At 61.6% G+C, this 14,909-nt stretch carries 12 protein-coding genes and 1 pseudogene; 8 read left to right on the top strand and 5 right to left on the bottom strand.

Annotation, left to right across the window (positions count from 1 at the left end):
• Together AC1DYF_RS20495 and AC1DYF_RS20490 are read left to right on the top strand one after the other, a co-directional pair.
• Window positions 1-118: pseudogene (locus AC1DYF_RS20495) on the top strand (IS5/IS1182 family transposase); the annotation flags it as partial.
• A gap of 434 nt (window positions 119-552) precedes the next feature.
• On the top strand, window positions 553-1,044 hold the full coding sequence (locus AC1DYF_RS20490) for a histidine kinase (protein ID WP_477878603.1): 492 nt from the start codon (window positions 553-555) through the stop codon (window positions 1,042-1,044).
• A gap of 280 nt (window positions 1,045-1,324) precedes the next feature.
• Here AC1DYF_RS20490 and AC1DYF_RS20485 read toward each other — a convergent pair whose 3' ends face one another.
• Window positions 1,325-3,223: a calcium-binding protein gene (locus AC1DYF_RS20485; RefSeq protein WP_477878602.1), complete on the bottom strand. Its 1,899-nt coding sequence runs from the start codon at window positions 3,221-3,223 to the stop codon at window positions 1,325-1,327.
• A 282-nt stretch (window positions 3,224-3,505) separates the two neighbouring features.
• Here AC1DYF_RS20485 and AC1DYF_RS20480 point away from each other — a divergent pair, with 282 nt between their 5' ends.
• Window positions 3,506-4,000, top strand: a complete 495-nt coding sequence (locus AC1DYF_RS20480; protein ID WP_477878601.1) for a histidine kinase — start codon at window positions 3,506-3,508, stop codon at window positions 3,998-4,000.
• A 103-nt stretch (window positions 4,001-4,103) separates the two neighbouring features.
• On the opposite strand, the gene AC1DYF_RS20475 is transcribed toward AC1DYF_RS20480, so the two are convergent.
• Together AC1DYF_RS20475 and AC1DYF_RS20470 are read right to left on the bottom strand one after the other, a co-directional pair.
• Window positions 4,104-4,394 carry a DUF1236 domain-containing protein gene (locus tag AC1DYF_RS20475; RefSeq protein ID WP_477878600.1) on the bottom strand — a complete coding sequence of 97 codons (291 nt, stop codon included), beginning with the start codon at window positions 4,392-4,394 and terminating at the stop codon, window positions 4,104-4,106.
• A gap of 205 nt (window positions 4,395-4,599) precedes the next feature.
• Window positions 4,600-4,878, bottom strand: coding sequence for a DUF4242 domain-containing protein (locus AC1DYF_RS20470; RefSeq protein WP_477878599.1), 279 nt, complete (start codon window positions 4,876-4,878; stop codon window positions 4,600-4,602).
• 153 nt (window positions 4,879-5,031) lie between these two features.
• Here AC1DYF_RS20470 and AC1DYF_RS20465 point away from each other — a divergent pair, with 153 nt between their 5' ends.
• Window positions 5,032-7,620 (top strand): ATP-binding protein, encoded by a 2,589-nt coding sequence (locus AC1DYF_RS20465; protein WP_477878598.1) that lies wholly within the window; start codon window positions 5,032-5,034, stop codon window positions 7,618-7,620.
• Window positions 7,621-7,684: 64 nt separating this feature from the next.
• Here the strand turns inward: AC1DYF_RS20465 and AC1DYF_RS20460 are convergent, their stop codons facing one another.
• Entirely contained in the window at window positions 7,685-8,605 is a 921-nt protein-coding gene (locus AC1DYF_RS20460; protein ID WP_477878608.1) for a zinc ABC transporter substrate-binding protein, read from the bottom strand.
• Between the two features lie 113 nt (window positions 8,606-8,718).
• Between AC1DYF_RS20460 and AC1DYF_RS20455 the strand changes: the two genes are divergently transcribed.
• From AC1DYF_RS20455 to AC1DYF_RS20440, 4 genes are all read left to right on the top strand, one after another.
• Entirely contained in the window at window positions 8,719-9,645 is a 927-nt protein-coding gene (locus AC1DYF_RS20455) for an ATP-binding cassette domain-containing protein (RefSeq protein ID WP_477878597.1), read from the top strand.
• Complete coding sequence (locus AC1DYF_RS20450) at window positions 9,638-10,456, top strand: metal ABC transporter permease (RefSeq protein WP_477878596.1); 819 nt, start codon at window positions 9,638-9,640, stop codon at window positions 10,454-10,456. The genes AC1DYF_RS20455 and AC1DYF_RS20450 overlap by 8 nt, the downstream gene beginning before the upstream one ends.
• Window positions 10,453-10,860: a Fur family transcriptional regulator gene (locus AC1DYF_RS20445; RefSeq protein WP_477878595.1), complete on the top strand. Its 408-nt coding sequence runs from the start codon at window positions 10,453-10,455 to the stop codon at window positions 10,858-10,860. The genes AC1DYF_RS20450 and AC1DYF_RS20445 overlap by 4 nt, the downstream gene beginning before the upstream one ends.
• 172 nt (window positions 10,861-11,032) lie before the next feature.
• Window positions 11,033-14,065, top strand: a complete 3,033-nt coding sequence (locus AC1DYF_RS20440; protein WP_477878594.1) for a putative bifunctional diguanylate cyclase/phosphodiesterase — start codon at window positions 11,033-11,035, stop codon at window positions 14,063-14,065.
• Between the two features lie 52 nt (window positions 14,066-14,117).
• Here the strand turns inward: AC1DYF_RS20440 and AC1DYF_RS20435 are convergent, their stop codons facing one another.
• Entirely contained in the window at window positions 14,118-14,645 is a 528-nt protein-coding gene (locus AC1DYF_RS20435; protein WP_477878593.1) for a gamma carbonic anhydrase family protein, read from the bottom strand.
• Between the last annotated feature and the right edge of the window lie 264 nt (window positions 14,646-14,909).

Below are 14,909 nucleotides of genomic sequence, written 5' to 3'. Positions count from 1 at the left end.
CTTCTTCAATAAGCTCAAACAATATCGAGCTATGGCAACACGTTACGACAAGAACCCAGCCAATTTCCTTGCCGCCGCCAAAATCATTGCTACCCGCATCTGGATCAACGCGTTATGAGTCTACGGCCTAGATTTGCCAACCCATTTTGCCTGATAAGTCTAAGCCGCTGAAAACAGTCCGTATCAATTATCCGCTGCAACAGACTGCTAATTTGCTGATCCTTGGACAGCCCTATGGATGGAGCGGCAAGATCAACCGATTCAAATCTAATTTGCAAATGGACTGGGTCACGGAAAAATTTAGGGCGACTCATGTTCTTTCCTCTCTACATAACCAAAATTACACGCACGCGCTTCAGTTGCAAATTATGAAATCAGACATTGCTCTTATCTTTTACCCACATTGACCAGGCTCCCAAGCCAGAGAGTTTCGATGTTAGGCCCACACCTCCACCGACCATTTTTGGGTACACCCCCAAAATCTGCCCCCGCCTCCACCCCATTATGCCATAACCCCTCCCGCACAATCCCAGTGCAATCGGAGGACACCCAATGAAGAATCTCATCCTCGCCGCCGCCGCCACCCTGCTTCTCGCCACCACCGCCCATGCGGGCGAAGTCAAGTTCCCGGCTGACGCACCCGTCGCCACGATCACCATTCCAGACGCCTGGAAGACCACGCCGACCGATTCCGGCATCGAGGTTTCGTCCGATGACGACGCCGTCTATTTCTCCATCGACGCGCAGGACGCCAAGGATACCAACGAGACGCTCAAGGAAGCGATCGACTATCTCAACAGCCAGAAGGTCACGGTCGATGAAACGACCAAGAAGGAAGAGAAGGGCCAGCTCAACGGCATGCAGGCCTACAATGTCTACTGGCAGGGCAAGGACAGCGACGGCCCGGTGACGATCGGCTTCACTGCGCTGGCCGCCAATGCCGAGAAGACCCTGGTCATCACCTATTGGGGCGGCACCGAAGAGCAGAAGAAGCACGGCGACGAGATCGGCGCCATCTTCAATTCGCTGAAGCCGGTGCAATAAGCTGCGCCGAAGCATGTCTCTCGAAAGCGGTTCCGGTTTCGGGATAACGACATGCACGAAACGAGGAGATGATGCGCGTCGCCCGAATCCGGAAATGCGATGCGTTTTGGCGAGGAGCGGTCCGCGCAGCGGAACAATCGATCCAGTGAATCGACGACAGTTTCAAATGCCCAGAGCGCAGGCGAATGGCCGGCCAGCCAGCCCGAACATACCGACACCGCCCCGGAGACGATAGCTTTCGGTCGATCCTGGCAAGATACATGCGACACCTCCGTACCTTTCAGAAGATGAAATCCGACTCATCAACCGAATGCACGTTGTTGAGCAGCAGCAGTGCCGCCTCCTTGCCGCCGACATCGATTTCGAAATGGCCCTTGGACGCGGCCTTTTCCAGCGCCTTGAACGACAGGTCGAGCGCCGAAAGATCGATCTTGTCCTGGCCGTGGCGGAAATCGTGGATGACGGTGATAACGAAATCGTCGTCGTCGATGACGAAGATATCCCTGCCGGCTCCCCCCGTGAGATCGTCGCCATCCTGGCCGCTGATCAACCGATCCGTGCCCGCGCCGCCTGACAGGATGTCGTGGCCCTCGCCGCCGTCGATCCTGTCATTGCCCTTGCCGCCGACCACATTGTCGTCGCCCTCGCTGCCGGTGAGGCGATCATCTCCGTCGAAGCCGAGAATCTCGTCATTGCCGGCCTCGCCGTCGACATTGTCCTTGCCGTCATTGGCCAGCACGGAATCATCGCCGGCCCCTGCACGGATCAGCACATCGCCCTTGCCACCGAGGATCTCATCATTACCATCACCGCCGAACAATTCATCATTGCCACCACCCGGGCCGGCGTCGATCGTGTCATCGCCATCATCGCCGAACAGCCGGTCATTGCCGGCGCCCGCCTCGAGCCTGTCGTCGCCCTCGCCGCCGCGGATGATGTCGTTGCCGGCATTGCCGCGCATCAGGTCCTCGCCCTCGAAGCCGGTGAGCTTGTCGTTCTTGCCAAGCCCGAAAATGTCGTCCGATGCCGAGGTCCCTTCGAGGTCGAGCGCCAGGTTGAAGCTGACGCTCGCCGCCTCCGTATGAAACTGGAATCCGTTGATCTCCTCCATCGCCATATAGACGAGCTTGATCTGATCCTTGCCCTCGACGACGACGCCTTGCATGTCGAAGCCGTCGATTGCGAAGCCGAGATCAAGATCGAAGGTCTTGACCAGATCGCCGTCGAGATCGAAAACGTCAATGCTGTATTGCACCTGGTCCGGTGCAGTGAGGACGCCCTGCAGCACGGCAAAGCCGACGCCATGGATCGCGTGGACGAGAGGCTGGGCATTCTGGCCGGGATTGACGATCGGCCCATCGCCGGCATGCGACAAGGTTCTGACGGCGACCGCATCCTGCTCACCGCGCTCGAAAAGCTTCAGCGTCTGCTTGCCATGCAGCACCGGACCGCCGAGCGTGACGGTGGCGATACGGTTGCCGACGGCGTAGAGCGTCTCGGAATCAGCCGGGATGAACCAGCCCGGCGCCTTCTCGGCGGCCTTGTGTAGCAGCGTCATGTGGAAATCATTGAGCGGCTCGGCTGCGTAGAGGCTGCCGTCGTCAAAGGCGAAGAACTGGCTGTTCTCGACATTCTCGAACGTCTCGATCTTCTTGAGCTTGAGCGTGTCGCCGGTATCGTCGTAGCGAAAGAGGTCGAACTGCGCCAGGCTCTCGTCCCGGGCCGACATCACCGCCAGGTCGCGGTCGCGCGGGTCGAAGTCGCTTTCCAGGAACTGGTAGCTGCCGCGGTCGGGAATGAGTGTGAAGGCATTGCCAAGCACCAGGCCGTCGCTGGTGAAGATCTTGCCCACGACATGTTCCTTGATGTCGCCCCCGTCGCTGAACAGCGGATTGTAGTAAATGGCGAGATTGCCGCCCGGCATCGGCTGGATCGTCAGCGTATCGACCTGGGCGGAGAACACACCGGGCAAGTCACCCTCGATCGCCGTCCGCGTCTCCAGCGCAAAGCCGCCGGCACCGTCGGACTTGTAGACGACCAGCATCAGATGCCGCTCGGAGGTCCCATCGCCAAAATCGGTGTCGTCGACCAGCACCGCAAAACCGCCATTCGACAGCGCCACCGGCACGCTCAAAAAAGCCTGGTTGTCGTTCTTGGGAAGGATTTCGAAGACCGGCACGGAATGCCTCCATGGCAAGGGTTGCGCTCATCTCGGACTGCGACAGTATGTCGCACGTCAATAGCACGGGATGGGGATGTCGCCAAGCTTGGGCGGAACTTGCTGTGGACTGACCCGGGATCGAGGCGGCAAGGACACAGATCGGGCCGCGTTCTCATTGCATACATCCCACCCCAGCCCCCTCCGACCATTTTTGGGTGCACCCCCAAAATCTCCCCCTGCCTCCACCCCATTGTGCCATAACCCCTCCCGCACAATCCCAGTGCAATCGGAGGACATCCAATGAAGAATCTCATTCTCGCGGCCGCCGCCGCTCTCCTGCTCGCCGGTACCGCGCAAGCCGGTGAAATCAGCTTCCCGAGCGACGCCCCGGTCGCCACCATGACCATTCCGGACGACTGGGGTCCGAAGGAAACCGATACCGGCATCGACGCCACGTCGCCGGACAATGCCGTTTACCTGTCGGTCGACGTGGCCAGCGCCGCCGACACTGACGCCACCGTCAAGGCTGCGATCAAGTATCTCGGCGACCAGGGGGTGACCGTCGACGACAAGTCGGCCAAGCAGGAAAACGGCACGCTGAACGGCCTGCCGCTGTTCACGGTTTCCTGGGCCGGCACCGACAAGGACGGCGCAGTGACCATCGGCCTCGCCGCCGTGACCGTCGCCGCCGACAAGAACCTCGTCTTCACCTATTGGGGCACCAAGGGTTCCGAAGACGCCGACCAGGCCAAGATCACCGATATCATGCGCAGCCTGAAGCCGGCCGCCAAGTAGGTACTGCTTCGAACAGGCAAACGGCCTGCAAGAGGCACGATCGCGCCACCGCCGGGCGCGATCCAGGGCGGCCCCTCAGATGGGCCGCCCTTTTTCGTTCACGTCACTGATAGACGCGGATGATGCGCCGCGTCGACGGCTCGACGATCACCCGGTGCCGGTTGACCACGGCATAGTCATAATCTTCGTATTTGGGCACGCGGTGGACGATCACCGTATCGGGCAGTTCATCGCCGACAATGACATCACCGTCGATCGTGGCATCGTCATCGTAGGGCTGTTCGACCACATAGTGATCGACCTCGTCAGGCACGACCACCACTTCGCCTGCCAATGCCTGTCCGGCGCCGAGCGCTCCAAGCGCCACCAGCGTGGCAAAAATCCTGGTTTTCATCGTCTCGCTCCTTTCCTTGCGGGCCGTTGATCGAAGGGCAAAGGCCTGGGAGCGGGATTTGTTCCGAAATCGCCAGAAGCGCTCGTGGCACCGGACCGGGCGTCTCGCGGCGCAACCGGCGATCAGGCAAACGCGGTGCGGAGCTTCGCTCGAAACGCCGCACCGCGTGATCCATCGCGGATTGAATGCCTGTTGCGCCAAAGACTTACGCCCTTGCGGCCGTCTGTGGGCCGATCTCGGAGGCGATCTCGGTGACGAGATCGGCGGGGAAACCGCCTTCGCGGGCGTGGCGGTAAACGGTCTCGGCGCTCTCGGCCTCATGGACGCAGTAGATCTTGTCGCCGGCAACATAGCTCGTCACCCAATTGTAGGGCTCGTCGAGACGGGCGACGACGGCGTTCGACGCCGCGGAAATGTCGCGCAGCTGCTCGGCGGTCAGATTGCTGGCGCCGGCTATGTTGCGCTCGATAAGAAACTTGGGCATGCGGAACTCCTCAGATCTGGATCGATGAATTTACCGGGGGAGAGCTACAGCCATACACGGCTGTTCACATCGGAGTGATTCCCCATTTTCTTCGTGAATATTCCCTATTTTTAGAACGTGACCTTTGGGTTCAGAGGGGAAACATTCATTCTCATGCGACTTATCGAGCGTGCCTCCTATCTCGAGCAGTTGCAGTCGTTGCTGCGTCAGGCAGCCGACGGCAGCGGCAGCGTCGTGCTGCTCGAAGGGGAAGCCGGCGCCGGCAAGTCGTCGCTTACGGCAGCGTTTTCGCGCACGGTTCCTGCCGGCACGCATGTGCTGTACGGCGCCTGCGAGAATTTCGGCACGGCTGAGCCGCTCGGTCCTTTGCGGGACATGGCGCGCGACGCCGGATGGACGCTGGCCAATGCGTTCGGCGGCAATTGGATCGCGCTTTTCTCGGGAATCCTCGGTCTTTTGAACGAGACCGGCGCCACCACCTTGCTCGTAATCGAAGACATTCACTGGGCCGACGATGCGACGCTGAACCTCATCCGCTATCTCGGAAGGCGCATTCGCCACACCGGCATCCTGCTTGTGATAACGGCGCGAAATGACGATACGACCAGCCAGGCACGGCTGCGGCAATTGCTGGCCGACATACCGCCTGCGCATTGGCTGCGGATCGCCGTCCCGGCGCTCACCAGGACGGCCGTGCTCGATCTGGCCGGCGAGCGCGGTCTCGACGGCGAAGCGATATTCCACGCCACCGGCGGCAACGCCTATTTCGTCACCGAACTTGTCGAGGCCGGCGAAAGCGAGCGCCTGCCCGCCACCATCCGCGATGCCGTCCTGGCGCGCGCCGACACGCTTTCAGTAGCCGACAGGGATGCGCTGGCGGCAGCGTCGATCTCGCCGGACGCCTTCGTGCCCGAACTGATCGAAGCGATCTGCGGCGCGGCGGCCCGTTCATCGCTCGAAACCTGCATCGCCTCGGGACTCCTGGTGCCCTCAGGCGCAGGCTTGATGTTTCGCCACGAGATCGCCCGCCAGGCGATCGAGCAGTCGCTGCCGCCGCTGCGCCGGCGTGCGCTCAACGGCGAGGCGCTGGCGTTCTTCCGCAGCACGAAAGATGCTTCGATCGCGCAGATGGTGCATCATGCCAACGAAGCGCAGGATATCGCAGCGATCCTCGAACTGGCACCGCAGGCCGCGGCGGAAGCCGCACGCCTGAGCGCCCACCGGCAGGCGGTGCGGCACTATGAACTGGCCCTGGCGCATGCCGCCGCGCTGGGCAAGGCCGAACGCGCCGTACTCTACGAAAGCTATGCCTTTGAATGTCATCTGATCGGCCAGGTGGAACGCGCCATCGCGGCACAGAAACACGCCGTAGACCTGCATCGGGAATTGGCAGATCTGGGCCGCGTCGGCGACAATTTGCGATGGCTCTCCAGGCTCAGCTATCTCGCAGGCCATCGCAAGGATGCGGAGCGCTTCGGCAACGAGGCCGTCGACATTCTCGAAACGGTTCCGGCGCATGCCGAACGCGCCATGGCCTATTCCAACCTGTCGCAATTGGGCATGCTGGCCGGCGATGTCAAAGCCGCGACCGAGTATGGCGACCGCGCCATCGCGCTGCTGACGGCCGGAGCACTCGACAGGCCCGATATTCTCTGCCACGCGCTGAACAATGTCGGGACAGCGATCTACCACAAGCAGCCCGATCGGGCGCGTGCACTGCTGGATCGGGCCTTGGCAATCGCACTCGACCACGATTTCCAGGAACATGCCGCGCGCGCTTTCACCAACCGGGGTTGGATGGAAAGGCGCCTTCATTCGCCCGGCATTGCCCAAGATTTCCTCGACCGCGGCATCGCCTATTGCGTGGAACGCGACATAGACACCTGGCGCGACTATATGCGCGGCGAACTGTCGGAACTGCTGCTCTCCCTCGGCCGCTGGCAGGAGGCGGCCATGGCGGCGCAGGCCGTGGTCGATAATCAGAATGCCCCCGCCTTGTCCCGCTATCCCGCGCTTGCGGCGCTGGCAACGCTCAGAACCCGGCATGGCGAGCCGGCCGACGATCTGCTCGCGGAAATGGCGCGGTTCCTTGAAAACGGCCTCGAATTCCAGCGGCTGTCCGCCCATGCCGAACTGATGGCGGAACGCGCGTGGTTGGGGCTCGCCGACCGCACCTCGGCGCTGCAGCGCCTGTGCCAGGCCTACGCCCTCGCCGTCGACGACATGGAACGCTCGACGATCTATTTCTGGGCCTACATGCTGGGAGAGCGGGGCCTCGCCCCGGATCGCCTGGAATGCGACCCGGCCGTCGTGGACATGATGGAAGGGCGATGGCAGGCGGCGGCCAAAATCTGGGACGCGAGAGGCGCCTCCTATCTCTCCGCGATCGTCCTGCTGCAAGGCGACCCGGAAGCGCAATATCGTGCGCTGACGACGCTCGAAGCGCTCGGCGCGACAGCGGTCGCCGACCATGCAAGAGCGGTCATCCGCCAAAGAAACGGCCGCGTTGCGGCGCGTGGACCGAGAGCAAGCACGCGCGCCAATTCAGCCGGCCTGACGCGCCGCGAGATGGATGTGCTGCGCCTGATCGAGGAGGGACGGACGAATATCGAGATCGGCGGCAGACTTTTCGTCTCGGCAAAAACCGTCGACCATCACATCTCGTCGATCCTCGCCAAGCTGAATGCAAAGTCCCGAGGCGAAGCAGCCGCCCTTGGCCGGCGGCTTGGTCTTTTGGCATAGGCACTGCAGAATTTCGCGCGGTCAGCACCCGGGACTGCATGGCATCAGGCTGAAAGGGAAAACTTCACTTCCCCAGACAATCCCTCAGCGACTTGGCCAGATTGCGCATCATGTCGAAATAGAGCCCCTCGCCTTTCGGCAGCGTGCCGGCCTCTGGGTCGAGCACGCCGGATTTGGCGTCGGTGCCTTCCAGCACCACGTCGATCAGTTTTGGTTCGAATTGCGGCTCGGCGAAGACGCAGGTGCTTTTCAGCGACTTGACCTTGTCATGGATCTCGGCGATGCGCGCCGCCCCCGGCAGGGTTTCGGGCGAGACGGTGATCGAGCCGGCAACGGTGACGCCGAACTGGCGTTCGAAATATTGATAGGCGTCGTGGAAGACGATGAACGGCTTATCCCTGACCGGTGACACCGTCTTGCCGATCTCCACCGCGAGCGCATCGAGATGATCGTCGAGGATGGCAAAATTCTTGGCGTAAATCCTGGCGTTGGCCGGATCGGCCTTGATAAGTGTCTTTTCGATCTGGATTGCCATCGCCTTGGCATTGTCGGTGTTGAGCCAGAGATGCAGGTCGGCTTCCTTGTGGCCGGCCACGGCCGGGCCGTCATCGGCGTGCGGCTCGAACGTGCCGCTCTCGCGCACCGGCAGTTTGATCAGGCCGGGCGCATGATCGAGTTCGACCACCTTGGCATTGGCGCCGAGGGTCGCCAGCGGCTTTTCCAGAAATTTCTCCATGTCCGGCCCAACCCAGAAGATGATGTCGGCGCCTTCCAGCTTGGCGGCATCGGATGGCTTCATCTGGTAAGTGTGCGGTGACGCAGCCCCGTCGATGATGACATCCGGATCGCCCACGCCATGCATCAGTGCCGCGACCAGCGAATGCACCGGCTTCAGCGACACCACGACCTTGGGCGCCGCCAGCGCCGTCATCGGCAGCACTGCGAGCAAAGTTGCCGTCCAGAGCAATCGCCGCATCGGCTTGATCCCTTTGTCTTTCGACCTATCCCTGGCAATGGACAGGTAATGTTATTACATAAATTGCGTTACGCTATAACGTATGCCATAAGGGCTGCCAAGCCTCGCGACCGGAAAAATTCATGCTCAAGCGCACGCTCGAACCGCATATCCTCGTCCGCCTCGACAATGCCGGCGTCAGCCGCAAGGGCCGATGGCTGGTGCGCGGCGTCAGTTTTTCCGTCGGCCGCGGCGAGATCGTCACCCTGATCGGCCCCAACGGTTCCGGCAAATCGACCTCGGCGCGCATGGCGCTCGGCCTGATCGAGCAGAGCGAGGGCGAAGTGGCGCAGCGTGCCGGCCTGAAGGTCGGCTATGTGCCGCAAAAGATGTCGATCGACCGCACCATGCCGCTCTCGGTCGAGCGGTTGATGACACTGACCGGCCCCCTTCCCCCCAAGGAAATCGCCGATGCGCTGGCGTTGACGGGCATCACCCATCTCGCCAAGGCCGAGGTGCAGCATCTTTCCGGCGGTGAATTCCAGCGGGCGCTGCTCGCCCGCGCCATCGCCCGCAAGCCCGACCTGCTGGTGCTCGACGAGCCGGTCCAGGGCGTCGACTATACCGGCGAGATCGCGCTCTACGAGCTTATCGGCGCGATCCGCGACCGTACCGGCTGCGGCGTGCTGCTGATCTCGCACGACCTGCATGTGGTGATGGCGGCGACCGACACGGTGGTCTGCCTCAACGGCCATGTCTGCTGCACCGGCACACCGCATGATGTCTCGAACCATCCGGAATATCAGCGCCTGTTCGGCGTCCGCGGTGCCGGCGCGCTGGCGATCTACACCCATCATCACGACCACACCCATCTCGCAGACGGTCGCGTGCAGCATGCCGATGGCTCGATCACCGATACCTGCTTCCCCGGCGACGGCCATCACCACGATGACCATGCGCATGCCGACCATGTCCACGGCCCCGATTGCGCCTGCGGCCATGATCACAACCGGCTGGTCATGCCGAGCGCAGCCGTCGAGACAGTGAAGGAGGCGGGCCGCGATGTTTGATGATTTCTTCCTCCGCGCCATCCTCGCCGGCATCGGCATCGCGCTGACCACCGGACCGCTCGGCTGCTTCATCGTCTGGCGCCGCATGGCCTATTTCGGCGACACGATGGCGCATTCGGCTTTGCTTGGCGTGGCGCTGTCGCTGCTGTTCAATCTCAACATCATCGTTGCCGTCTTCGTCGTCGCAGCCGGCGTGTCGCTGCTGCTGCTGCTGCTGCAACGGACGGGCTCGCTGTCGGCGGATTCGCTGCTCGGCATCCTCTCGCATGCCTCGCTGTCGGTCGGGCTCGTCATCCTCGCCTTCATGACCTGGGTGCGGATCGATCTGGTGAGCTTCCTGTTCGGCGACATTCTTGCCGTCAGCGAAGGCGATATCGACATCATCTGGGGCGGCGGCATTCTCGTCTTAATGGCACTCGTCTGGCTCTGGCGGCCGATGATCGCCGCCACGGTTTCCGAAGACCTTGCCGAGGCCGAAGGCCTCAATCCCAAGCGGGCGCGGCTGATCTTTATGCTGCTGCTGGCGCTGGTGATCGCCATCGCCATGAAGATCGTCGGCATCCTGCTGATCACCTCGCTGCTGATCATCCCGGCCGCCACGGCCCGCCGCTTCTCCGCCTCACCGGAAGTGATGGCGGTGCTTTCTGCCGTCGTGGGGGTTGTCGCTGTCATCGGCGGGCTCTACGGTTCGCTGCAGTTCGACACGCCCTCCGGCCCGTCGATCGTGGTCGCCGCGCTCATCCTCTTCGTGCTGAGCCTCGTGCCCACGCGCATCCGCTCCGAAACCGCCAGCCAGGGAGGTGGCACATGACATCACCCGATCTCACGCGCAACCAGTCGCTGGTGCTGAATACGCTGTCCGGCGCGGCCAATCCGCTCAGCGCCTATGACATTCTCGACAGGCTGCGCAGCGATGGTTTTCGCGCGCCGCTGCAGGTCTACCGGGCGCTCGACAAGCTGGTCGAATACGGCCTCGTGCACCGGCTCGAAAGCATCAATGCCTTCGTCGCCTGCGCCGATCCGCATGACCACGAAGCGCATGCGCATGGCGTCACCGCCTTCGCCATCTGCGATTCCTGCGGCTCTGTGACCGAATTCCATGATCACACGATCGAAAACCGGCTGCAGCAATGGCAGACCGCGCAACATTTCAGACCGGAAAAAACCACGATCGAAATCCGTGGCGCCTGCAACAAGTGTTCTTCTGTAGCATAAAAACACGTTGTTTTTCCGAAAACGTTTCAAACAAGCCCCTCTGCCGCTCTGTTCGAGGCCGGATTTTCCGGGTTAAATCGTTTAGTTCATTTGATTAATTCATTTTCAAGCAGTGCCAAATATAGTTGCCGCGATTGGCGGGACATGGGTCCAAGGCTGAGAAGGGCGAAGGATGGGCAATCCTGGCGGGCATCGATTTGGCAGCCGGTTTCGGGACTCGAACATTCGGTTCCGCAACAAGGTGACATTCGGTGTCGGCCTCACTCTGATGGCCGCCGTTTTCACCGGCCTCAATGCGGGCTACAACATTCAGAAGGTTGAGGAATCCGTCAATTTCTCGGCGGAGGCCGCCTCGCCGCTGCTGATCGGCGTCATCTCGCTGTCGGAAAGCTATCAGAAGCTGCAGAGCATTTTCGATCCTGTGATGAAGAACTGCGCCGGCCTGGAGGGTGCTGCAAACTATCTGGAGCAGTCCCAGACCAACCAGCGCAACAAGCTCGCCATGCTGAAGAAGCTGGCATCACAGGCCGATGCCGCGACTGAGCTCGGCCGCTACGAATTCTCCGGCAACAAGATTTTTCGGACACGCCAGGCGCTGCTCGACGTCTGCCATCTGTCGATGACGGCACGCAGCCATATCTCGACGTCGGAGACGTCGCTGCGCGCCACGACCAACCTGATTTCCGTCACCGCCTCGATGAACATCCTCAATCTGGAGAACCAGATCGCCGACAACTGGCGCAGAAGCACCGGCAACGTTTATTCGCCGACGCGCGCTCAACTGATCGGCGCCGTCGGCCTCAACGCCCGGACCAGGGAAGCCTGGCAATGGCTCAGGGATTTCTACAAGCTCAAGATCGTGGTCACCGAACTGCTCAATGTCGGAACCATGCTCTCCAACGTCAGCCAGCCCTACGATCTCGAGCGCATGCGCAAGGGCTACTGGATCAAGCTCCTGTCGCTGGAAAGCAATGTCAGCGATCTCCAGCCCTATTTCCAGCGCAACAACCGCATCTATGATTATCAGGCCCTGCTCGGGCTTGTCGCCGAAGCCAAGCGCATGTCGCATCTCGGCGACCATTCGATCTTCAATTCCCAGGCAGCGCTGCTCGACAATGAGCGGATGAAGCAGGCTCTGGTGCTCAGGCTGCAGCGCGAGCAGGGCCAGTATTCGGTCGCCCTTCTCAACATCATGGATGTGGCGCAGCGCATCAATCGCAACGCGCAGCTCAGGACCGAACAGCAGGCCAATCTCGGCAATTGGGAAATCGCCTCTGCCGTCTTCGCCACCTGTATCCTGGCGCTGCTGATCGGCTGGTATTTCCGCCGCGCCGTGACCACGCCGATCGAGGCGCTGACCATCAATGTCAGCAATCTCGGGCTTGCAATGCGCAACGAGACTGACCCTATCGACGCCAAGCTCCTGACGCGCCGCGACGAGATCGGCGACCTCGCCAATCAGTTCTCGCGTACCTTCAATGCGCTCTCCAAGACACGCCGCGAATTGCAGGAGACATCGCGCGCGGAAATCTCGCTGCAGCGCGACCGGCTGCATGGCGCGATCGAGAACATGCCACAGGGCCTCTACATGCTCGACCGCGAGGGACGGATCACCATTGCCAACCGGCGCCTGCAGGAAATCTACAATCTCGGCAGCCAGGTCGACCTGCTTGGCATGACCGTCGACGATTTCATCGGGCTCTGCCGCACCATGGGCGCCGGTGTCAGGCGCACCATTTCCGATCAGGTGCTCTCCGATGTACACACCCATGGCGGCACCTACCAGACCTCGCAGCGCGTGGTCGAATTGGATGACCGGCGCGTCATGACCATGACGGTGATGCGGCTTCCGGACGGCGGCTTTGTCGTCACCCATGAAGACATCACCGAAAAGCAGGCCGCTTCGGAAAAGATCGCGCATCTCGCCATGCACGACAGCCTGACCAATCTCGCCAACCGCACGCTGTTCCGCCAGCACATCACCGAATACGCCGCAAGCGCCGCCGATCGCGAGTCGGCGCTGCTGTTCCTCGACCTCGACCGCTTCAAAATCGTCAACGACACGCTCGGCCATCCGGTCGGGGACGCGCTGCTGGTGCAGGTCGCCGAACGGCTGCGCGCCGCCATCGGTCCGGACTGTTTCGCGGCTCGCCTTGGCGGCGATGAATTTGCCATCTTCCAGAGCGGTGCCGCCCAGCCCGAAGCAGCCCGACAGCTGGCGACCAAGGTGATCGAGCGGATCTCCGAGCCCTTCCAGGTTCACGGCCACCGCATCGTCGTCGGYACGTCGATCGGCATTGCGATCTCGCCGCAGGATGGCGCCGATGCCGACGATCTCTCCAAGAATGCCGACCTTGCCCTCTATTGCGCCAAGCAGGAAGGCCGCGGCACGTTCCGCTTCTTCGAGACGGACATGGACCGTCGCATGCGCGACTGGCGCGAAATGGAGCACGACCTGCGAGAGGCGATCGCCGGCCGCAAGTTCAAGCTCTACTACCAGCCGCTGGTTTCGCTGGATGCCGAGGCGCTGGTTGGTTTCGAGGCGCTGATCCGCTGGGAACATCCGACCCGCGGCTTCGTCTCGCCGGCCGAATTCATTCCCGTTGCCGAGGAAGCCGGCCTGATCACCGAGCTCGGCGCCTGGATCCTCGACACTGCTTGCGCACAGGCCGCGCTCTGGCCCGAACATGTCAGCGTCGCGGTCAATATCTCGCCGCTGCAATTCAACGGCGGCCAACTGCCGCTGACAGTGCTTGCGGCGCTTAAGAAGTCGGGGCTCAATCCCGGCCGGCTGATGCTGGAAATCACCGAGGGCGTGTTCCTCAACGACACCGAACAGACCATGGCGGCGCTCAACCAGATCAAGGCGATCGGCGTCCTCTTCGCCATGGACGATTTCGGCACCGGCTATTCGAGCCTGTCCTATATCCGCAAGTTCCCGTTCAACAAGATCAAGATCGACCAGGGTTTCGTGCGCGACATGGGCGATGATCCGGAATCGCTGGCCATCGTGCGCGCCGTGGTCAATCTCTGCCGCGACCTCGGCATGGTGACGACCGCCGAAGGCGTGGAAACCGCAGCCCAGGCCGAGACGCTCAGAAATCTCGGCTGTGGCATCGCCCAGGGCTATTTCTATGGCAAACCGATGCCGGCCGAGGCGACCTATGCCATGCTGGGCGAGGAAACCGAACGGAAGATCGCGTGAAGTCTAAGCAGGTTCTCGTCGGAAAACCGCGGGACGCTTTTCCGGAACCTGCTTAAAGCCCTCTGAGGTCGCGGCGGAAACGCTTCCAGTTCTGCACATAGCTCTCCGCCGAGCGCCTGAGGCCCTCGGCCGCCTTTTCGTCCAGGCTGCGTATCACCCGTGCCGGCGAACCGACGATCAGCGAATTGTCGGGGAACTCCTTGCCCTCGGTCACCAGCGCATTGGCGCCGACCAGGCAATTGCTGCCGATCTTCGCACCGTTGAGGATCGTGGCGCCCATGCCGACCAGTGAATTGTCGCCGATCGTGCAGCCATGGATGATGGCATGATGGCCGATCGTGCAACCCGTTCCGATGGTCACCGGGAAGCCCATATCGGTATGCACCATGACGCCCTCCTGGAGATTGGTGCGCGCGCCGATGGCGATCAGCTCGTTGTCGCCGCGGACAACGGCACCGAACCAGATGCCGACGTCAAAGCCGATCGTGACCTTGCCGATCACATGCGCACCCGGCGCGATCCAGTAATTGTCTTCGCCAAGGGTTACCGGTCTATCGTCGCCCAGTGCATAAAGCGGCATGTCTGCTCTCTTCCTCCAAACAGGCGTCGGACGCCATGACCAACAATGGCGTCGCAGACGAATTTTCTGCATCATAGGCGCTTGAAATTCTATCACAACTCCCCAATTGGCGACCTACAGCATGTCTCGCGAAACTGTGCAGCGGTTTCGCGAAAAAGGCATGCGCAAACAAAAACCTGAAGCGCGTCGTGCGAATCCTTGTTCACGCGATACGCTTTAGGGCCCTTCATCGCCGCGGTTGACTCATGCCGCGTTTCCGTCCAA

It is taken from the genome of Rhizobium sp. P2_G9 (genome assembly GCF_056403475.1).
The sequence above is the reverse complement of the archived record's forward strand: the minus strand, read 5'-3'. Positions and strand labels throughout refer to the sequence as shown.